General features: G+C 46.9%; 20 protein-coding genes. 4 read left to right on the top strand and 16 right to left on the bottom strand.

The features are described from left to right. Positions 1–10: 10 nt before the first annotated feature. Both KE626_RS21750 and KE626_RS21745 read right to left on the bottom strand, forming a co-directional pair. The gene (locus tag KE626_RS21750; protein WP_211975089.1) at positions 11–1,282 is read right to left on the bottom strand and encodes a Na+/H+ antiporter; all 1,272 of its coding nucleotides are present in this window, start codon (positions 1,280–1,282) and stop codon (positions 11–13) included. Between the two features lie 269 nt (positions 1,283–1,551). Then, on the bottom strand, positions 1,552–1,875 hold the full coding sequence (locus tag KE626_RS21745; protein ID WP_211975088.1) for a hypothetical protein: 324 nt from the start codon (positions 1,873–1,875) through the stop codon (positions 1,552–1,554). Between the two features lie 191 nt (positions 1,876–2,066). Between KE626_RS21745 and KE626_RS21740 the strand changes: the two genes are divergently transcribed. Then, positions 2,067–2,747 (top strand): RNA polymerase sigma factor, encoded by a 681-nt coding sequence (locus tag KE626_RS21740; protein ID WP_211975087.1) that lies wholly within the window; start codon positions 2,067–2,069, stop codon positions 2,745–2,747. Here KE626_RS21740 and KE626_RS21735 read toward each other — a convergent pair. Together KE626_RS21735 and KE626_RS21730 are read right to left on the bottom strand one after the other, a co-directional pair. Next, positions 2,725–3,210, bottom strand: coding sequence for a MarR family winged helix-turn-helix transcriptional regulator (locus KE626_RS21735; RefSeq protein WP_211975086.1), 486 nt, complete (start codon positions 3,208–3,210; stop codon positions 2,725–2,727). The genes KE626_RS21740 and KE626_RS21735 overlap by 23 nt on opposite strands. Before the next feature lie 19 nt (positions 3,211–3,229). Next, positions 3,230–5,677: an outer membrane beta-barrel family protein gene (locus tag KE626_RS21730; protein ID WP_211975085.1), complete on the bottom strand. Its 2,448-nt coding sequence runs from the start codon at positions 5,675–5,677 to the stop codon at positions 3,230–3,232. A gap of 235 nt (positions 5,678–5,912) precedes the next feature. Between KE626_RS21730 and KE626_RS21725 the strand changes: the two genes are divergently transcribed. Next, positions 5,913–6,596 carry a TMEM175 family protein gene (locus tag KE626_RS21725; protein WP_211975084.1) on the top strand — a complete coding sequence of 228 codons (684 nt, stop codon included), beginning with the start codon at positions 5,913–5,915 and terminating at the stop codon, positions 6,594–6,596. A 17-nt stretch (positions 6,597–6,613) separates the two neighbouring features. Here KE626_RS21725 and KE626_RS21720 read toward each other — a convergent pair whose 3' ends face one another. Then, positions 6,614–7,180, bottom strand: coding sequence for a dihydrofolate reductase family protein (locus tag KE626_RS21720; protein WP_211975082.1), 567 nt, complete (start codon positions 7,178–7,180; stop codon positions 6,614–6,616). Positions 7,181–7,191: 11 nt separating this feature from the next. Further along, on the bottom strand, positions 7,192–7,536 hold the full coding sequence (locus KE626_RS21715; RefSeq protein ID WP_211975080.1) for a DUF1801 domain-containing protein: 345 nt from the start codon (positions 7,534–7,536) through the stop codon (positions 7,192–7,194). Positions 7,537–7,740: 204 nt separating this feature from the next. Between KE626_RS21715 and KE626_RS21710 the strand changes: the two genes are divergently transcribed. Both KE626_RS21710 and KE626_RS21705 read left to right on the top strand, forming a co-directional pair. Continuing rightward, positions 7,741–8,532 (top strand): hypothetical protein, encoded by a 792-nt coding sequence (locus KE626_RS21710; protein WP_211975079.1) that lies wholly within the window; start codon positions 7,741–7,743, stop codon positions 8,530–8,532. Next, the gene (locus KE626_RS21705) at positions 8,529–10,460 is read left to right on the top strand and encodes a prolipoprotein diacylglyceryl transferase family protein (RefSeq protein WP_211975077.1); all 1,932 of its coding nucleotides are present in this window, start codon (positions 8,529–8,531) and stop codon (positions 10,458–10,460) included. The genes KE626_RS21710 and KE626_RS21705 overlap by 4 nt, the downstream gene beginning before the upstream one ends. Positions 10,461–10,582: 122 nt before the next feature. Here the strand turns inward: KE626_RS21705 and leuB are convergent, their stop codons facing one another. The 10 genes from leuB to KE626_RS21655 form a co-directional block, all read right to left on the bottom strand. Next, positions 10,583–11,656, bottom strand: coding sequence for a 3-isopropylmalate dehydrogenase (gene leuB, locus KE626_RS21700; RefSeq protein ID WP_211975075.1), 1,074 nt, complete (start codon positions 11,654–11,656; stop codon positions 10,583–10,585). Between the two features lie 19 nt (positions 11,657–11,675). Further along, positions 11,676–13,199 (bottom strand): alpha-isopropylmalate synthase regulatory domain-containing protein, encoded by a 1,524-nt coding sequence (locus KE626_RS21695; RefSeq protein ID WP_211975074.1) that lies wholly within the window; start codon positions 13,197–13,199, stop codon positions 11,676–11,678. An 18-nt stretch (positions 13,200–13,217) separates the two neighbouring features. After that, positions 13,218–13,814 (bottom strand): 3-isopropylmalate dehydratase small subunit, encoded by a 597-nt coding sequence (gene leuD, locus KE626_RS21690; protein WP_211975072.1) that lies wholly within the window; start codon positions 13,812–13,814, stop codon positions 13,218–13,220. Between the two features lie 40 nt (positions 13,815–13,854). Further along, positions 13,855–15,258, bottom strand: a complete 1,404-nt coding sequence (leuC, locus tag KE626_RS21685) for a 3-isopropylmalate dehydratase large subunit (protein ID WP_211975070.1) — start codon at positions 15,256–15,258, stop codon at positions 13,855–13,857. 321 nt (positions 15,259–15,579) lie between these two features. Beyond that, entirely contained in the window at positions 15,580–16,023 is a 444-nt protein-coding gene (locus KE626_RS21680) for a hypothetical protein (protein ID WP_211975068.1), read from the bottom strand. Positions 16,024–16,131: 108 nt separating this feature from the next. Beyond that, on the bottom strand, positions 16,132–17,244 hold the full coding sequence (locus KE626_RS21675) for an ABC transporter permease (RefSeq protein ID WP_211975067.1): 1,113 nt from the start codon (positions 17,242–17,244) through the stop codon (positions 16,132–16,134). Next, positions 17,241–18,347: an ABC transporter permease gene (locus KE626_RS21670; protein ID WP_211975065.1), complete on the bottom strand. Its 1,107-nt coding sequence runs from the start codon at positions 18,345–18,347 to the stop codon at positions 17,241–17,243. Before KE626_RS21670 ends, KE626_RS21675 begins: the two co-directional genes overlap by 4 nt. 9 nt (positions 18,348–18,356) lie before the next feature. After that, positions 18,357–19,100, bottom strand: a complete 744-nt coding sequence (locus KE626_RS21665) for an ABC transporter ATP-binding protein (RefSeq protein ID WP_211975064.1) — start codon at positions 19,098–19,100, stop codon at positions 18,357–18,359. Between the two features lie 12 nt (positions 19,101–19,112). After that, positions 19,113–20,027: an ABC transporter ATP-binding protein gene (locus KE626_RS21660; protein ID WP_211975063.1), complete on the bottom strand. Its 915-nt coding sequence runs from the start codon at positions 20,025–20,027 to the stop codon at positions 19,113–19,115. After that, positions 20,024–20,974 (bottom strand): HlyD family secretion protein, encoded by a 951-nt coding sequence (locus KE626_RS21655; protein WP_211975062.1) that lies wholly within the window; start codon positions 20,972–20,974, stop codon positions 20,024–20,026. The genes KE626_RS21660 and KE626_RS21655 overlap by 4 nt, the downstream gene beginning before the upstream one ends. Between the last annotated feature and the right edge of the window lie 5 nt (positions 20,975–20,979).

The raw sequence follows: 20,979 nt of genomic DNA, 5'->3' as shown, positions 1-20,979 counted from the left end.
CCCCACTGATTTAAGCCGTAGTTACTTTCTTTTCCTTCACCGGTAAATTTACCATTTTCACAATCCAGGGCAGGGTAATTCCCTGCCCTATCAGGGTAAACAATACCACCACCACAGACATAAAAATAATAGGATTCCGCTCCGGAAAATTACCTTCATTGTCGAGCGTTAACGGTAACCCGATAGCGATTGCCAGGGAAACGATGCCGCGCATCCCTGACCAGCCGATGATCAGGCTGTTTTTAAAGTCCAGCAACGCATTTTCTGTAATACGTCCTTTCCCTTTTTTAAAGGCCTGTTGTAAATTGAGTTGTTGGGAAAACACCCGCGCCATGCGCAACGCCAGGGCTATAATGGTAATAATAAAACCGTACCCGATATAGGGGAAGATCATATGGGACGGAATACTTTTTATAATATAAGGGAACTGCAATCCTATCAGGATGAAGATAAGCCCGTTCAGCAGGAATATGATGATGTCCCAGATAGATTTTGACTGGTGCTTTAACTTCTCCGGGAAAACCTGGTTACTAACCCGGGCAATGGTAACACCCAGCACCACTACCGCAATAACGCCGGAAGCATGCAGGTGTTCGGCCAGCAGGTAAGTAACGAAGGGCATCAGCAGCATAAAACTGATGGTAACAAGGTCGTTCTTATGAACCGCTTTAAGGATTACGGTCAGTAATTTCCCCACCAGGGCGCCAATAAATACGCCGCCGGCCATCAGTATTACAAATTCGATGGAAGCCTTCCAGAACACAAAAGCAGTGCCTGTAGCCGCAGCTATAGCGAAATGATAGGTAACCAGGGCAGAGGCGTCATTAATGAGGCTTTCACCTTCCAGGATGGTGATGGTTTTATGGGATAGTCCCAGGCCCTTGGTGATGCTCATAGCCGCCACCGCGTCCGTGGCCGACAGGATAGCTCCCAGCACAAATGCCAGGGGCCAGCTCATGCCAGGGATCAGGTAGTGGGCTGCCACCGCAATACCTCCTGCCGTGATAAATACCAGCCCGATCGCCAGCGTGCCAATAGTGTTGAAGTTGGTTTTGAATTCCTGCGGGGAGATATTAAAAGCGGCATCGTATAGCAGCGGCGGCAAAAAAATCAGGAATACAACGTCCGGGTTTAACGTGATATTTGGCAGGGCAGGTATAAAGCCAATGCCAATACCGGCCGCTATGAGCAGCACAGGGTAGGGTAGTCGTATCTTGTCTGCCACGGCAGACAGCACAATCATAATGGCCAGGATAAAGATGACGATGCTGTAGTTCTCCATACATTCATTTGGTTACAAATGTATATATTTAATGAAGATGGAACGGGAGTTGGTAAGCAGGAAACGGAAGCGTTGGCATAGGCACACCTGATACCGAAGGCTATAAACTGGCCGTAAATGGCGTTGCGATCTCTATTAAAGAAAGTAGAAGAGCTAACACTGTATATTATTCAGCTGAATAGAAAGGTAGACGCCCAACAGGCGGTAATTAATACCCTGCAAAAATAGTCTGACCGGGGCAGGTCAACTGATCTGCCCCATTTCACCTCTCACGAAGCCTTACTGATTTGCTGCTCCCGCCATTTAATAAACATCATGTGGTAGGCAAATTCCCAGTACAGATGGTCATCCAGCATTTCCATGAGCAACAGCTTCCTTGCGGAGCCGTTCTGCCCGGTAAGTTTCATACCTTCGTATTTGGCCAGTTGCTCGTGCAGAGAGGCTTCCATCGTTTTTAATAAGCCGGGAAATGCGTCCATGCTGGTAGCGGTGATCAGCTTACCCTTGGGTGTTTGTTTTAGCTCCTGGATGCGCTGATGGGTTAATTCAGGCATTTTTATTCCCTGGAGGTTAAAAATTTTGCTCTTATTCATCGGCATACACGGGTTTAAAGGTTAATACTAATACACAGTCATGGGTTAAAAAGGTACCATAACACTGGTATTTCTGTCGTCTACGTACAGGCTTCCAGGTTATTAGAGTACAAAAAATGGCGCGGGTTACAAATAGCTGAAACTTTTTTGTAACTTTTCTGATATTGATCCTCTAATAAACATTAAGACCTATGGAAAAAGCGTCGTTAACCGAAATGGAAATTGATAATGAGATTATCAATAAGATACTGGCTGGAGATAAAAAACTGTTTGAACAGCTGATGCGTCGTCACAATGCCAGCCTTTTCAGGATTGGTATGTCGATCCTCAACCATGATGCCGACGTGGAAGATGTAATGCAGACCACCTATATCAATGCTTATCAGCACCTGGCCGGTTTCAGGCAGGAAGCGGCCTTTGGTACCTGGTTAAAGCGAATAATGATTAATGAATGTAATCAGCAGCTGAAGCGGCGGAAAAAGATGATAAAGGAAGACATCTCCGTATTAGATCACCAGGCCGATAGTACAACCGGCACAAAGGAGTCGCCGGTGGCCACCGTTATTAACAAGGAATTGAACCAGGCGCTGGAGCAGGCTTTGCTTCATGTCCCGGAAAAATACCGGATCGTATTTGTAATGCGGGAAATAGAACAGCTCGGTAATACGGAAACGGCCCGGCTGCTCGATATTTCGCCGGTGAATGTAAAAGTAAGATTGCTGAGAGCCAAGCTGATGCTGCGCGGCAAAATATCAGCGTACTATAAACAGGACCTGGTTTTCCCGTTCCACCTGATCAGGTGCGACCGGATTGTTTACGGCGCCCTGGATCAGCTGGGGATAACACCGCTCAGGAATTTTCCAACAGCGTAATTTTTATCCGTTTATACATGCTTCGCTCGTCGAGCGATTTTTCAAGTTCTGTTAGTACCTGTAACAAATCGGCGCTGGCGGTAGACAGCCACTTCCTGTTTTCTTCTTTAATAACTTTTAAAACAGGACCAATCTTTTTATGCATTTGTTTGCCGGCAGGAGTCAGCGAGAGCAGTCTCCTCCGGCCATCTTTGCTATCCACGGCGGCTTTGATCAGTTCTTTCTCCAGCATCTGTTCGGCAAACTGTACTACGGCGGCATGACTCAATTGTAAAGCCGTGGATATTTCAGTGATGGCCATCACTTTTTCCCTGCTAAGCAGCTCCAGCACCAGGTACCATTTGGCCTCAAAGTCCAGTTCGGATTCCCTGTAGATCTGGCTTACATCCTGCGACAACCGTTCGCTGAGCCGCTTTAAGCGGGTAGCCAGGGCCAGTTCCTCCAGTTCGTTTACTAAGTTCATGCAGTGAATGTATAAATTTTTATCCGGCCCTTCGTTTTTCTTCCTCCGCACCGCCCGTTTTTCTGCGGATGGCGCCGGCATTATTACCGCCAAATTTATAGCTGAAGGTAATGGTGGCTACACGGGTATCTCTTTTTTGAATAAAGGTTTCGCCATAGCCCGTCAGCCTTGTCACGGCATTGGTTTTATTGGTAAAAAAGATGTCGCTGATATTTAGTTTCACGGCGGCTTTCCGGTTCCAGAGTTGCCGCTGGGCGCCGGCGTTGATGAACCAGAAGCTGCCCACATCGAGGAAGCCATAGTAGGACCGGCTTTCATAACTGCCGGTAATTTCCAGGGTAGTCAAACTGTTGATGGTAATGGTATTTACAGAATTGAAATTAAATGATATCCTGCTAACATCGAGGTTGGTATTAACCAGGTTGCCAATATACCGGCCATAGTACAGCAATGCAGTGTTGGTGCTGCTCAGCCATTTGCTGACGGTGATAGGAAAACCAAAGCTCACATTGTAGTAGTCGTACTTAGCCAGGTTCCTGTTGGTTTGGATCACCGTATTGGGATCGGTATCGGGCGACAATACAGACAAGATATTATCTTTCGTTCTGCTGTAGCCAATCTTTGTAATGTACTGCTGGCGGAAGGTATGTGTTAACTCAAAAGAATTGGTGATTTCTGGCAGCAGGAAAGGGTTGCCGGTGGAAGAGGTAAGCGGGTCCAGGAATACCCGGAAAGGATTTAGCTGGCGATAGGAGGGCCGGTCTATCCGGCGGCTCATAGACAATCCCAGGTCATGCTGTTTATTTATTTCATATCCAATGTAGCCGCTTGGAAAAAGCTGTGTGTAGTTGCGGTTGAAATTTTCTGTATTGGTGATCTGTTGCCCTTTGGCAATCGTGTTTTCCATCCTTAATCCCAGTTGTATGCTGAGTTTGGCCCATTTTTTTTCGGCGTTGACATAGGCCGCATTGATATTTTCTTTATAAATAAAATGATTGCTTTTCCCTTTGTCCGGTATGTTGCCACCGTTGCTCCGGTCAAAAAACTGCACATCGTTATCGGAGGTTACCCAGCTGCTTTTGATACCGGCATCCAGTTTAATGCCGGCATTTTTCAAGGGATGGGTATAGTCAATTTTGAAAGACCGGATACTGAGTTCCCCGTTTAAGTCACCGAATAATTGATAGGGCGCCCGGTATTCATTTTCATGTATATCGAAATAGCGGGTGTTGTATAGTTGGGTTTCGCCAAGCGTATACCGGGCGTAATCCAGGTCGGCCGTAAGTTCCCGGCCGTTGCTGTCCAGTGTATGTTTATAGTTCAGGTTAATGCTGCCATTGTTCCGGCCCGGTTGTGTATTACCCAGCGTAATAAACGAACCGGTGTTTTCCTGTTGTGCATTTATCGTATGTGCTACACTGTTAGTACTGATCCTGTTGGTACTGAAAATTCCATTGGCAGCAAAACCTACCACAATGTTTTTTCCTATGCTGTAGTCTGCACCAATGCGGGCATTGTGGCTGCTATTGCGGTATTTGAAAAAGTTGTTGTAGTTATTGGCCCCGGTGAATTCGTCTTTGTTATTATAAAATTGCCGGTAGATAGTAAGATCATTGAGGTCTTCCCGCCACGTGTAATTATAGGAACCAAAAATATTCAGGTGCTGCTGTTTGCTGTTGAAGCTGAGCGACGGATTTAATTTAGGATACCTTCCCTGTCCGTAACTGAATGACACATTCCCATTGGTACCGGCTTTTTTTCCTTTCTTCAACCGGATATCAATGATACCGGCATTGCCGGCAGCATCATACCTGGCAGAAGGATTGGTGATCAGGTCGATGTTTTCTATCTGGCTGGCCGACATATTTCTCAGCATATTGGCCAGATCCTGTCCTGTCATTGGTACCTGTTTACCATCAATCATAACGAGTACGCCCTGCCGGCCGCGCATCGCTATATTATCGTTCTGGTCAATGGTAATGCCCGGCGCCTTTTCCAGTACCTCAAGGGCGGTGCTGCCAACTGCCGTTAGAGAGCCGGCTACATTCAATACGGTTTTATCGTATTGCTGTTGCACAAAAGGTTTGTTGGCCACTACCGAAGCCTCTTTCAGACTGGTGCTGCGCGGTTGTAAGGTAATGGTTCCCAGTTGCGTGGACTGGTGATGGACAATAGGCGCCGATTGGTAGGGGCCGAAATACATGCTTTGCGTTACAAGCAGGTAGGTGCCGGCGGGTATCTTTTCAAAATTAAAATTACCAAGTGTGTCGGCATATTCTATCTTGATGAGTTTCTTGTCTGCTGCCAGCAGTAGCTGGATGATAACATCTTTCACCGGCGCGGGTTGCTCCGCTGCGATCCGGCCGCCTATGTCGAAAACAGGCGCTTTTGCCTGGGGATAGCTCTTATTTATGTAAGTAGTAACGGAAATTAATAAAGCAAATAACCACTTGTATTTATAGTTCATTTAGGTGCTTTTATGCTGTTAAATTAGTTGTTTAAGGGGTATTTTGCGATGAATTTGGATGTGTGGTAAATGTAATGGCTTACTAAGTATTTTTTAAAAGAAGAGTGGTAAGGGACGTCATGGGCCATATGACGGCGATCACTGCATTTTAACTGCAGTTAATACCTTTAGTATTGCTGCTGAGCTGTTTTTTCGGCTGTACTGTATTCACCAAAATCTAGCCTCCCTATTTGTTATGTCACATTCCCGGACACGTTTTCAGATCGAACGAATGATCCTGTTCAGCGATGCTGTATTTGCCATTGCGATTACCTTACTGATCATCGAAATCAAAGTTCCGCATTTACAGGATGACTACAACAATGCCCGCGTAATACATGCCTACCTGGAGCTGGCGCCGAAGTTCCTGGGTTTTTTTGTCAGTTTTTTCTTTATAGGATTATACTGGACGGTGCATCACCAGCTGATGGGCTACCTGGTAAACTATAATCAGCCACTGGTATGGCTTAACCTGTCATTCCTGCTATCTATCGTGTTATTTCCATTCAGTACTGCGCTGGACAGCGAGTACGCGGGTACAAATTTTATCAGTCCTTTCGCGGTGTACACGCTGAACGTGGTATTTTCCGGTGTGATGATAGCCGTTTTATGGAAGTATATCAGCGATCCCCGGCATCAGTTAAGCGAAGGATTGGAAAACCGGTTATTTGTGAGATACCAGCAGAAAAGAGCGCTGACTGTTCCTGCGGTTTTTGCCGGTGTATTTCTGCTGGGGTTATTGTTGCCGTATCACGGTATGAGTCGTATATTCCTGCCCGTTATACCGTTTGTGATGGTGGCGTTAAAACGAAAATACGATAAGCAGATGAAAGTGCCGGTAGTGGCGACCGCAGAGGAGACGGCAGAAGGGGAGGCGTAGCCTCCCCCCATTCACCATTATTTTTTCTCATAGTGCAGCATCATCACGCCGGAAGTAAATGCGTGACTGTTCAATAGTTTGAGGCCCACTTTATCTTTGATCCCTTTGAATAAAGGAATACCTTCTCCGAGTAATACGGGGTTCACAAACAGCCAGAATTCGTCCACCAGGTTGAATTGCATCAGTGTTTGGGTGGCGCCGGGGCTGCCGAACATGATGATTTCCTTTCCTTCTTTCTTTTTCAGATCACCGATCTGCTTATCGATATCATGACTGATCACCGTAGTTTTATCCCGCTGTTGCCCGTTCATGGTTTTGGAGATCACCAGTTTGTCTACGTTGTTATACCAGGCGCCGTGCTCTATTTCATGCTTGCCGGCATTGGGCTGATCGGCTGCTGTAGGCCAGTAGGCATCCATCATATCAAAGGTTACGCGTCCGTAGATAGCGGTATCGGCATTGTTGGTGCGGTCGCCGGCGAAATCAAATATTTCGTCATCTACATGGATCCAGTCCATTTCTCCATTTAGGCCGGCTACGAAGCCGTCGAGGGACACGTGCATAAAGGAAACTATTTTTCTCATATAGTTGTTTTTTAAAGTGATTTACTTGCTTTTTTTAACAGGTCGCCCAGTTGTTTATAATCAACCGCCTGACCGTCTTTGATGGTGGCTGTTTTCCGGTCGGCCGCGGTGGTCGGCTGGAAGAAACCCTTGATCTCCGCCAGTTCTGTGGCGTTGAAGATCATAAAGGACATCTTATCTTTTGCAGCATGTATGACCGCTGCATATTTCCCGTTTTTCAGGTAATGCGGCTTGCCGTACTGCAGGCGTTCTTCGGCATCAGGAATCGTTTTTAAGATCGTTTTACGCAGCTCTGAGGCAACAGTTACCTGCCAGGGCTGAAGCTTTTCAATGTAAAGGGTTACTTCCTGGTTCATAGTTGTTGTTTTTAGATGACAGGACAAACTTACCGCGGAAAAATAATTTTGAATAGGTGCAATTAAGACAATTAAAGGGGCAATTACGTCAAATGGGGGTAAAACGACAAAGGGAAAATATGTATTTTATTAAAAAAGGCGTGAGGTGTTTTTTTCTGCCCAGGATTATTAATTTATATTCATTCCCGGAATACCGGGCACACTATGATTTCTGTAAAGGAAAAAGAGAATTTTCATTTAAGCAAATGGTATCTTGATACGATTGATGAGAAAGGCGATGCCGTTATTTATTACATCGCACATTTGCGTTGGAAAAACCTGAATTTATATTACTATAACCGGCTATCCTATACGGCCGGTAAAGGGGTGGAGAATAAAATCAGGCTTAAGCGTGTACCTATACCTGAATGGGAGGGAACCACACTCCGGTGGAGCCATGCAATGGAAGTGGCGGAATGGCAGGCTCAGATACCTCCGGTAAGGGAAATTCTTTTGTATTCAGAAAAAGGACACATTGAATGGAATTGCCTGTTACCCCATGGTCGTACTACGCTGACAGAAGGTAATCGAAAGATAGAGGGCCTCGGTTATGCGGAGCAGTTGAATATGACCCTGTTGCCCTGGAAGTTTGACATCGGGGAATTGTACTGGGGCCGTTTTCTTTCGAGTGAGCATAGCATCATCTGGATCGAGTGGAGAGGCCCTATTCCCAAATTCCTGGTGTTTCATAATGGCAGACGTTATGATAGTGGTGTGGTGTCTGAAACAGCAGTATCTTTTGATGGATTCAGGCTGATTTTTTCCGAGCAGCAGGTATTAAGAAATGGCAGTTTATGGCAAACGTTGTTCTCCTGTTTTCCCTGGTTCAAACAAATATTCCCTTTGAAAATATTGCTGACCGTTGAGTGCAAATGGAGAAGCAAAGGCACATTATATACCGAAGAAAAGGAGCTGGAAAAGGGTTGGTCTATTTATGAAAAAGTTACCTGGAAATGAGCAATACTAACCTGGCCGGCAAAATTGCCTATGGAGTCGTTTTTATGCTTGGAGTGCCTTTTTTGCTGGTATGGTGGGCCTCGTGTACCAGTCCACTGATAACGCTTCCGGTACCGGGAAGTCCCTGGCTGGCCTATCCCGTTTTATTGGCAGGCCTGGCCATCATGTCGATGGCCATGTGGCAGCTATGGCGCTATGGCAAAGGATTGCCTATGAACGCATACCCGCCGGCATACTTCGTAAGCCGGGGATTATACCGTTATATGGCCCACCCGATATACGCCGGAGCAATATTGACGGTGATAGGTGCTGCTATGTTATGGCAATCTCCCGGCGGTTTCTGGCTGGTCAGCCCCATTTTTGCGCTCGGATGCACAGCGTTGGTGCTGGGTTTTGAAAAGCAGCACATCCGGCAGTTTTTTGGCGAACAGGAACATCCCATAGCGATTGCCATCCCGGTCGCTACTGAAGAAGCGCCTTCGATAGCAGATCGTATTTCCGTGTATGTGCTGGTGCTGCTACCCTGGCTGCTGTTATACGAATTGAAAGTATTTATTGGTGTGCCGGAGAACCCCGTCGATACACATTTTGCATTTGAGCAGCGCTTGCCGGTTATCAATTGGTCGGCAATGTTTTATATCCTCATTTACCCGCTGGTAGTTTTATTCCCTTTGTTGGCTGTTACAAAAAAGAGATTGCACAGCTTCTCCCGGCTTTCACTATTCGCTACAGGTTTGGGCATGTTTCTATTATACCTGCTCCCCGTGATCAGCATCGCACGAATCAACGATACGGGCGATTGCTGGAGCCGGTTACTTCGATGGGAAAGAGATCATGACAGCATAGCCGCTGCTTTCCCTTCCTTTCATGTTGTCTGGGCACTCATCATCGGCCGGGAGTATGGGCAGAATTTCCTACGCCTTAAATGGATCTTTTATTTGTTGTCCTTCCTGGTTATTGTTAGTTGTATTACCACAGGGGTACATTCTCTTGCAGACCTGGCCATGGGCATAGTTGTATTCGTCAGTGCTTTCTTCAGGAGCCAGCTATGGTCCTGGAGCCGGGATGGCGCCCAGTATTTCGCTAACTCCTGGAAAGAATGGCGTATCGGCCCTTTAAGGATCATCAATCATGCATTGTATCCGGGTATTGCTGCGTTTACCGGCATATTGATTGTTTACTCTTTTGTACCCTGTATGAATGCTATAATTGTTCTGTTGGTGTGCAGCCTTGTCTGTGCAGCTTTATGGGGGCAGCTCATAGAAGGATCTCCTGCGCTGTTACGTCCTTTTGGTTATTATGGATCGGTTATCGGTGGGGCGATCGGCGTGGTGATTGCCCACTACCTGTACAATCTTGACGCTATGTTGTTAATGGCTGCACTATCTGTGGCCGCCCCGTGGGTACAGGCGATAGGCCGGTTGCGTTGCTGGGTTCAGGGGTGTTGTCATGGAAAGCCTTGCTCGGAAAGGATCGGCATAAAGTATTATCATCCAAAATCGAGAGTATCCCTGATATCAGGCTACCAGCATATTCCATTGCATAATACACAACTGTATTCTATTGTAACCAATATATTTACCGGGATTATTCTGTTGAAATTAGTATCAGTATCTGCATCATGGAACATGATCATCGGGTTGGCGCTTATACTGAATGGGTTGGGCCGTTTTGTAGAGGAAGCCTATCGCGGAGAAACTCAGACCCGGATCATCTTTAAATTGCGGTTGTACCAATGGTTGGCATTGTTTTCAATGCTCGCAGGTGTGATTGTTTCCACGATGCCTGCAGGTGGTAGTCTGGCGTTGGTGATTCCTTCCGGTGCTGAAGTATTGCCTGGTGCCCTCGGGGGAGGCCTGCTTGCAGCCTTTGCCATGGGGATGGATTTTCCGGCCGGGCGTTTCCGGTTTTCGAGGCTTTCAGGCTAAAGGAGAAGTGATCCCGAGCACCAACACTTGTTTGAATTATAAAAGCGCATATTCCCAAAGGGATAAAAAATCGGCTACAAGCCATAACCAGTATAACTTGTAGCCGAATTAGTTTTTTTTGTCTACAAAAATTTCAGCACTTCGGCGCCCATGGCGTCTGTACCAAGAATTTTATCTGCCGGTGTTTGCTGGTCAGCGATGTCGCGGGTACGGAAACCTGCTTTTAATACCTGGTCAACGGCGCTGATCACCAGTTCGGATTCTGCTTTCATACCGAAAGAGATATCCAGCAGCAGGGCTGCCGACAGGATGGAAGCCAGCGGATTGGCTACGCCTTTGCCGGTGATGTCGTGCGCAGAGCCGTGAATAGGCTCGTAAACGCCCGTTCCATCGCCAACGGAGGCAGAGGCCAGCATACCCATGGAACCGGCAATCTGTGAAGCTTCATCGGTGAGGATGTCGCCAAACAGGTTCGCCGTTACCACCACATCAAAACGACGCGGATCTTTGATCAGCAACATGGCCGTGGCATCTACAAACTGGTGCTCTACTTCCACATCCGGATATTCAGGAGCTATCTTTTGTACTACTTCTCTCCAGAGACGGGAGGTTTCAATCACATTGGCTTTATCTACAGAGCAGAGCTTTTTCCTGCGGGTTCTGGCGGCTTCAAAAGCTTTGCGGGCAATACGTTCTACTTCATAACGACTATATTCCGCGATGTCGTATGCGGTGTCGCCATCATTCTTTCTTCCCTTCTCTCCAAAATAGATATCACCGGTCAACTCCCGGAAAAACAGGATGTCGGCGCCTTTTAATATTTCAGGTTTGATGCTGGAAGCGCCCAGCAATTCATCAAACAGTTTAATAGGACGGAGATTGGCATACAGTCCCAGTTCCTTGCGCATTTTCAGCAAACCCTGTTCAGGTCTTACTTTGGCAGAAGGATCGTTGTCGTATTTCGGGTGGCCAACGGCGCCAAACAGCACGGCATCTGATTTTCTCATTTTCTCCAATGACTCATCGGGCAAAGGATTGCCGGTAGCCTCAATGGCCACATGGCCAATCAGCGCTTCATCATAGGTAAAGGTATGTCCGAACTTAGCAGCGATCTTATCCAACACTTTTTTGCCGACTGCGGTTACTTCCTGTCCTATTCCATCACCGGGAACGATTAATATATGTTTGGTTGCCATTCAGTTGTTGTTATTGAGTTTAAATTAGATTCAGCATTTTCAGGGTTGCCTTGATAGCAGATACGGTTTGATCGCTGTCGAGCCCTCTTGTTTTGAATTCTTTAGTGCCTCTTACCCAGGTGATAATGGTTTCACACAGGGCATCGCTTTTACCGCCGGGAGGAATACGTACCGCGTAATCTGCCAGTGGAGGCAGCTCCGTTTTAAGCTGCTTGTACACTTTCTTCACGGCGTTCATAAATGCATCGTATTGCCCGTCGCCCTGTGCATGTTCTTCAAACAGCTGACCTTTCACCACAATCCTGATGGTAACAGAAGGGTTCATATTTTTGGCGTGCGTTAATACGTAGTTTTCCAGTATAACGTGCTCCTCTATACGATTACTGTCGAGTACATCGGAAATGATATAGGGTAAGTCGGCCTGCGTGAGTACTTCTTTCCGGTCGCCCAGTTCGATGATACGCTGGGTCACTTTTTTCAGATCGGGGTCCGACAGTTTAATGCCCAGCTGTTGCAGGTTGTTTTCTATATTGGCCTTTCCGCTGGTTTTACCAAGTGCATATTTACGTTGCCGTCCAAAGCGCTCGGGCATCAGGTCGCTGAAGTAGAGTTTATTTTTTTTATCGCCATCTGCATGAATACCGGCAGTCTGGGTAAATACGTTTTCACCTACAATCGGCTTGTTTACCGCGATGCGGAAACCGGAAAACGTTTCAACCAGTTTGCTGACCGTATACAACGATGTTTCCACTACCGAAGTTTTAACGGCGGGTAAAAAGTCGTGCAGTACCGCTATGGCGCTGGCGAGCGACGCATTACCGGCTCTTTCACCCATGCCATTGATGGTGAGGTGAATGCCCCTGGCGCCGGCTTTTACACCTTCCAGCACGTTGGCGGTGCCCAGGTCGTAATCATTGTGTGCATGAAAATCGAAATGGATATCCGGGTAGCGCGCAACGATCGCGGTAATAAATTCGGTGACTTCATCGGGTGTGAGTACGCCGAGTGTATCCGGCAACATGATCCTTTTCACGGGCTGGTGTTGCAGGAAATCGAGGTATTGAAACACATATTCCCGGGAGTGGCGCATACCATTGCTCCAGTCTTCCAGGTAAACATTACATTCAAGCCCTTTCGTGTTGGCCAGCGAGATCACCGCGGCCACCTCTGCAAAGTGCTCTTCCGGAGTTTTCTTTAACTGATGCGTTAAATGATTCAGGGAGCCTTTGGTGAGCAGGTTCATTACTTTGGCGCCGGCGCGGAGCATCCATTCTACGGATACATCGCCGTCTACAAAGGTTAATACCTCTACCTTATTTAAAAAACCATTTGCCTTTGCCCATTGGGTAATTGACTGAACCGCCGCAAATTCACCGTCAGATACACGGGCTGAGGCGATTTCAATCCTGTCAACTTTTACTTCTGTTAATAAAAGCTGTGCAATGGTTAACTTTTCAGAGGGTGAAAAAGAAACACCGCTGGTTTGTTCACCATCGCGGAGTGTGGTGTCCATTATTTCAACGTGGCGCTGGGTCACTGGCATAATCGTTTATCGGATGTTTTAGTACAGACTCTTGTCAGCGAACAACTTGATGTCGTCTTTCATCGCCTGCAGGTAATCAATATCATCATAACCATTCATCATGTTCAGCTTTTTATAGCTGTTGATGGCAAAGGATTCGCTTTCTCCGGTGGCAGGGATGGTAATGGTTTGCGCTTCCAGGTTCACTTCCAGTTCCGCTTTCGGATCTGCTTCGATAGCGGTGAATATTTTATCTAAGAACTCAGGGCTTACCTGTACTGGTAATATGCCTACGTTTAAAGAGTTGTTTTTGAAGATGTCGGCAAAAAAGCTGGACACTACGCAACGGAATCCATAGTCGTAGATGGCCCATGCAGCGTGCTCACGGCTGCTGCCGCTGCCAAAGTTTTTACCGCCAACCAGGATTTTACCTGAGTAGATAGGATTGTTCAGTACAAAATCTTTTTTGGGTGTGCCATCTGTTTCATAGCGCCAGTCGCGGAACAGGTTATCACCAAAACCTTTACGCTCTGTGGCTTTTAAAAAACGTGCGGGAATGATCTGGTCCGTGTCCACATTTTCAATTGGCATGGGTACTGCGGAACTCCTCAATATTGTGAATTTATCGTAAGCCATTTTTTGAGTTGTATCGTTTATTATAATTATTAAAAAAGGATTAGGCAATCAGCTCTCTCGGATCAGTTACCACACCGGTTACGGCTGCTGCTGCGGCTACCAGCGGGCTTGCGAGCATGGTCCTGGAACCTGGTCCCTGTCTGCCTTCAAAGTTCCGGTTGCTGGTACTTACGGCGTATTTGCCGGCGGGTACTTTATCGTCGTTCATCGCCAAACAAGCGGAGCATCCTGGCTGACGCAGCTGGAAACCGGCTTCTGTCAGGATATCGAGGATACCTTCATCTTTGATCTGCTGTTCTACGATGTGTGAACCGGGAACGATCCAGGCAGTTACATGGTCTGCTTTTTTCCTTCCTTTTACAATAGAGGCAAATGCACGGAAATCTTCGATACGTCCGTTGGTACAGCTGCCTATAAATACGTAATCTACTTTTTTGCCCAGCATAGCCTCTTCTTCATGGAAGCCCATGTACTGCAGTGACTTTTCATAGCTCGATTTGCTGTCACCCGCCAGTGCGGAAGGGATATGTTTGGTAATGCCCATACCCATGCCCGGGTTGGTACCGTAGGTGATCATAGGCTCAATGTCTGCCGCATCATAAGTGAATTCTGCATCAAACACGGCGCCTTCGTCGGTAGCCAAAGTTTTCCAGTAGGCGAGGGCTTTATCCCATGCTTCGCCTTTTGGCGCTTTTTCACGGCCTTTGATATAATTAAAGGTGGTTTCGTCCGGTGCAATAATACCGCCACGGGCGCCCATCTCAATGCTCATGTTGCAAACGGTCATACGACCTTCCATGCTCATGTTTTCAAACACTTCACCGGCATATTCCACGAAGTAGCCGGTGGCACCTGCTGCGGTGAGCCTGGATATAATATAAAGTGTAACGTCTTTTGGCGTAATGCCCTTACCCAGCTTACCCGTTACGTTGATACGCATTTTCTTTGGCTTCGGCTGCATAATGCACTGGGAGGAAAGTACCATCTCCACTTCAGAAGTACCGATACCAAATGCAATGGCTCCAAAAGCGCCATGGGTAGAGGTGTGGGAGTCGCCGCATACGATGGTCATGCCCGGAAGGGTAATGCCGTTTTCCGGTCCTACCACATGCACAATACCATTCTTCGGGTTACCCAATCCCCAGTGGGAAATACCATACTTGTTGGAATTCGTTTCCAGTGCCTTCAGCTGGTTGGCGGAAAGCGGGTCCTGTACCGGCAAATGCTGGTTAATAGTTGGCGTATTATGGTCTGCTGTTGCAAAGGTCTTTTCAGGAAACATCACCTTTAATCCACGGCCTTCCATTCCAAGGAAAGCCACCGGGCTGGTTACTTCATGAATAAAGTGGCGGTCGATAAAAAATACATCCGGACCATCTTCGATTTTCCTCACAACATGTGAATCCCACACTTTGTCAAATAAGGTAGCAGGTTTATTGCTCATTTTTCAAAATTTTAAAAGTAGCTACTTGATTGTTCAAATTTATTCATAAAATCTATTTTATTTCAATATTTTTTCTAAGGATACCCGTCAAATAGTAGTGAAGAAGTAGGAGGGGAAAGCGTTTGAGTGTATTTTACTATGTATTTTGCTGATAGTCAGTATTATGTAATTTTTCCGGATAATAGTTGGCAGGTAATTTATTTTTGGCGATGCCGGCTGCATGGCCGCCGGGCAACCGTTGCAGGGGAGGAGAAGGCAAAAAAACGACGGCGGCGGAGTTACCGCCGCCGCTGTCATTAGATAGCTTTATATAAAAATTAATTAGTAAGTATATACGGAAAGACGGCTTCCGTCCGGCGCAATATTTATCGTGTATTTTTTGAAGCCGCCAAATAAAGGGTCTTTCTGTAAATAGGCAACCAGTTTATCAGACAGCCCTTTGAGTTTTATGCTGTCGGTATACACCGGGTTAGCAATAATCGCCACATGAAGCTCTTCCTTTTTAGTATGCTTCATCACCTTTGAAAATTCCGTTTCATGCGCATCTATAATAAGGGTGGTGTCTATTTTCTCGTCCGAATTATTCACCCCATCAAAATTAAAGTTGCAGATCAGCAGGTCATTTTTAAACACGCTGTTAAAATCAGCACTATCTTTTATAAAGGCACTAACCCCGCCGCCTATATGAACATTGGTGGGCTGGCTGGAACAGGCCATCAGGCAGCAGTAGAGAGACAAGGGTACTAACAAAAAGGCTTTCTTCATTGCACTGGATTGATTGATAAATGTTTTTTACGAATAGTTTCGTAGACGAAGATAGTGAAAAGATTAAGTTGGCCTTATTTATTTCAGCACAAGAAAAGAAAAGTAGTATTAACTGGTTTTCCGGTAATTGAAAATAGCCCAGCCATTCAGCACCACAGCAAATATGGCGAGGTATAAAAGCTCCGGATACACGTCCGCAAAGCCGCTGCCTTTTAATACAATCATCCTTATCACCTTGATAAAATGAGTCACCGGCGTTAAATTGGCGATCACCTTTGCCCAGGGCGGCATACTATCGACCGACGTAAACAGGCCGCTCATCAGCATAAAGATCATGACAAAAAAGAACGCCACAAACATAGCCTGCAACTGGCTGTTGGTATAGGTAGATATCAGCAGGCCAAAACCAAGCAACGCTACCAGGTACACCGCGGCGAATACATACAACGTGATAAAACTGCCCACCGGCCAGATCCCATATATCCCCCAGGCCACCGCCAGTCCCAGCGTAAACACGATCATGCCCATCACCCAGAAGGGGATCAGCTTACCAAGGATAAACTCCCATTTCTGAATAGGGGTTACATTGATCTGCTCTATGGTACCCACTTCCTTTTCCCTTACAATATTGAGGGCCGACATAAAACCGCCGATCAGCGTGAGCAGCAGCACCAGCACTGCCGGCACCACATAAAAACGGTATTCTGCCAGCGGGTTAAACCAGTTGGACCAGGTAATGTTAATCAACCCGGAAGGAGGAGCGGCATTAGCGGTATTAATGGGGAGCTGTTTATTAAAGTCGATGACCACGGCTTGCAGGTAACTGCCGCCAATGGCGGCTTTGGTGCCGTTGATGGCATCTACCGAGATACCCAGTTTTTGCTCGCCCTCTCTTACCAGGTTCCTTTCAAAACCCATCGGTATTTCCAGTACCAGGTCGGCCTGCTCTTTTTCAATATAGGTTAATGCGGTCCGGAATGAAGGTGCTGCCGCCACCGTTTTAAAATAGCCGGAAGCCCCAATTTTGTTGATCAGCTGCCGGGAATAGGAACTATGATCATTGTCGACCACGGCCAGTTTTACATGCTTCACGTCGAAATTCATCGCCAGCGGGAGAATGATCAGCTGTATCGTGGGCATGGCAAACATCATGGCCAGGATCGTTTTATCCCGGAAGATCTGCCTGAACTCCTTTTTCAGAAGATATCGTAACACTTTCATGATAACCGGGTTTTAAAGTTTTTGAGGGCAATGGTGAGGGCAGCCACCGTCATGCCCAGCATTACCAGCGTTTCTTTCCAAACATAGCTAAACCCAAGCCCCTTCAGCATCACGGCCTTTACAATCAGGAAATACCAGCGGGAGGGGATCAGGTTGGAAATGACCTGGAATACCTTCGGCATGTTTTCCAGCGGGAACATAAACCCGGTAAAGATCATAGTAGGAATCATCATCCCCATCATCGACAACAGCAACGCAGTTTGCTGTGAGTTGGTGGTATTGGAAATCAGCAGCCCCAGTGATAAGCAGGTAATGATGAACAACATGCTTTCCAGGAACAACAAAATAATACTCCCTTTTATGGCCACATCCAGCACAAATACTGCCAGCACCAATATGAGGATAAAGTTTGCCAGCGATAATATCAGGTAGGGAATGGCTTTGGCAATCAGCACCATCAATGGCTTAAAAGGAGATACCAGCAGGATTTCCATCGTGCCCAACTCCTTTTCCCGCACCACCGATACCGAGGTGAGGGCGGTACACACAATCATCAGCACCAGCGCCATTACGCCGGGAATAAAATTCAGGGAGCCATTACCTTCCTCATTATATAACATCCTTGTTTCCGGTATGATAACAAATGGCAGCCGCTGCGAGGGACTTACCTGCTGCTGATAAGCCGTGGTGATGGCAGTGATATAGTTCACCACCGTTTTGGCGGTATTGGGGTCGGAACCATCTGTGATGATCTGTAACTGTACCTTGCCGCCATGTTGCAGGTCATCGCCAAAGCGGGCCGGAAAAATCAGCGCGCATTTTGCCCTGCCTTTTTTAAAGTCATCCGCAATCCTGTTGTAATCCCGGGTCGATTCATTCACGACAAAATAAGAAGATGACTTTATTTTACTGATCAGCTGCTGTGTATTTACATCTCCCGATTGATCAATAACAGTAAGTGTAATGTCCTTTACTTCACTGGTCAGCGCAAAACCAAACAGCACAATTTGTGCTACCGGCAGGCCAAACATAATGAGCAGGGTCCGTCTGTCGCGGAATACATGGAAAAACTCTTTCCTGATAAATGCAAGGAACTGTTTCATAAAAATATTTTAGTCGCCCGACCTTTTAGCGCCCCGCGCCAGCCGGTAAAAAACTTCATCCATATTGTCCGCATCGAACCGGGCCTTCAGATTGGCAGGCGAGTCCAGCGCTTCCACTTTGCCATCCACCATAATGGTAATACGGTTACAATATTCCGCTTCGTCCATATAATGAGTGGTTACAAAAATGGTGATGCCCGAGGCGGCTGCTTCATAAATCATATCCCAGAACTGCCGGCGGGTAACGGGATCCACACCGCCCGTCGGTTCATCGAGGAACACGATCCTGGGCTGATGAAAAATGGCCACCGAAAATGCCAGTTTCTGTTTCCATCCTAACGGCAACGCGCCAACGAGTTTTTTCGCTTCTGCCGTTAATCCCAGCTTCCGCACCAGGTTATCACTCCGTTCTTTTATTTCGGCAGCAGGCACGCCATATACGCCACCGAAAAATTCGATGTTCTCCAGTATGGTCAGGTTTTCATAGAGCGAAAATTTCTGACTCATGTAACCAATATTTTTTTTGATGGCTTCTGTTTGTTTGTATACATTGAAACCTGCTACTGTAGCCTCCCCGGAAGTAGGGTGGGAGAGGCCGCACAAGATCCGCATCGCCGTCGTTTTGCCGGCGCCGTTAGCCCCCAGGAAACCAAATATTTCTCCCTTGTTTACATCAAAGGAAATTTTATTGACTGCATAAAAATCACCAAAACGCTTGGTCAGCTCCCTGCATACAATCACTTTTTCTTCCATAAACGATATGATTTAAGCCTGGTTCATCAGCCGGATGAAACTATCTTCAATGCCCGGCCGTATTGCTTTTGCTGCTACATGGGCATGTCCCTTCTCTTCCATTTGCTGCCGCAATGTGTCAATATCACTGCCATTGCGCAGCGTAATATGTATGTATTCACCAAAGGCATAGCTGCTGTCTATTGCCGGCTCATTTCTCAATGCTGTCAGCAACCGGTAAATGTCGTCGGCCTTGATGGCATACAGTGTTACCGGGAACTGCGCGATGATATTATCCGGCGTATCCACCGACATGATTTTGCCGCCCTGTATCAGCGCTATCCTTTCACAGCGCATGGCCTCGTCCATGTAAGGGGTAGATACCACGATGGTAATGCCCTGTTGCTTCAGGCTTTTCAGCATAGCCCAGAACTCTTTGCGCGATACCACATCCACGCCGGTGGTGGGTTCATCAAGGAACAGCACCTCTGGTTTGTGGATCAGCGCACAACAAAGCGCCAGTTTTTGTTTCATCCCGCCGGACAATTTCCCTGCGCGCCGGTCATTAAAGGGTTTGATCTGTTCGTATATATCCCTGATCAGGTCATAATTTTCTTCAATGCTGCTGCCAAAAAGGGTGGCAAAAAAATCAAGATTTTCTTTTACCGTCAGGTCCTGGTACAGGGAGAATTTCCCCGGCATGTAGCCTATCCTGCTGCGGATGGCTTTGAAGTCTTTCACACAGTCATATCCCCTCACGGTGGCGCTGCCTTTGTCGGGCAGCAATAAGGTAGTGAGTATGCGGAACAGGGATGTTTTACCAGCACCATCGGGCCCAATCAGTCCAAACAGTTCCCCTTCGGCTACCTGCAGCGATACATCATCTACCGCAACGACTTTTCCGTCGTCGTACGTTTTTGTGATATGATCAAGAACTACTGCGCTCATTTGTTTTGATTGTTGATCAGCATTTCTCCATACATGCCTATTTTCAGATACCCATCATTCTTTACCCTTACTTTAACAGCATATACCAGGTTGGCCCGTTCGTTTTTTGTTTGAATCGTTTTAGGCGTAAATTCAGATTTATCCGATATCCAGGTAATGGTGCCCGGGTACGATTTATAATTTTTTTCTCCCTGGTCAATACGCGCCGTTACGGTTTGCCCCAGTTTAATACCCGGGAGTTTATCGCCCGTAATATAGGCTTTGAGGTACAGGGTGTCGATGTTGGCAATCTTGTACAGGGGCTTGCCGGTAGCGGCCATTTCTCCTTTCAGCGCATACCTGGATAACACCACACCATTCACGGGGTTGATGATTTGCCCTTTACGGATCTGTTCTGCATACTGGGCCAGCGATTTTTCAAGCGGTGCTTTTTCGCTGAGAATAGTCCGGTTTTGCGTGGAGGTATTGGCATTGTTCAGTTTTATCTGTTGCCGCGTTACGCTGATCTGTCGCTCCAATTGGTCAATCAGTGCGTTGATATCATCGAGCTGTTTCTGTGTGGCAGCGTCGCTTTTTACCAGGTTTTCGGTACGCTTCCTTTCCCGGTACTGCTGTTGCAACTGGGCTTCCTGTACGAGCAGCTGCCGTTTCACCAGTTCTGTTTGCGGCAGCGGGTCGTGGGTTTTATCTTTCAGTGCATTGATGGAAGCCTGTACCTGTTCCCTTTGAAGGGTAGGTATGGTGACATCAATTTGTCCCACGGTTTGCCCTGCCGTGAGCCGGTCGCCTTCCTGGACAGAGAAGTCCAGGATCTGGCCATTTTGCTGGGCGGATACCATTACTTCATCTGCTTCAAAATTTCCGGAGGCATCATAGCCGGGGGCGCCGTTTCCACAGGCATTCATCAACATCACGGTGGCGATTCCTATTATTATGTTGTATTTCATATGCA

Source organism: Chitinophaga hostae, assembly GCF_018224885.1.
In the GTDB taxonomy this organism is placed as follows: Bacteria; Bacteroidota; Bacteroidia; order Chitinophagales; family Chitinophagaceae; genus Chitinophaga; species Chitinophaga hostae.
This window is presented reverse-complemented; position numbering and strand designations above follow the sequence as displayed.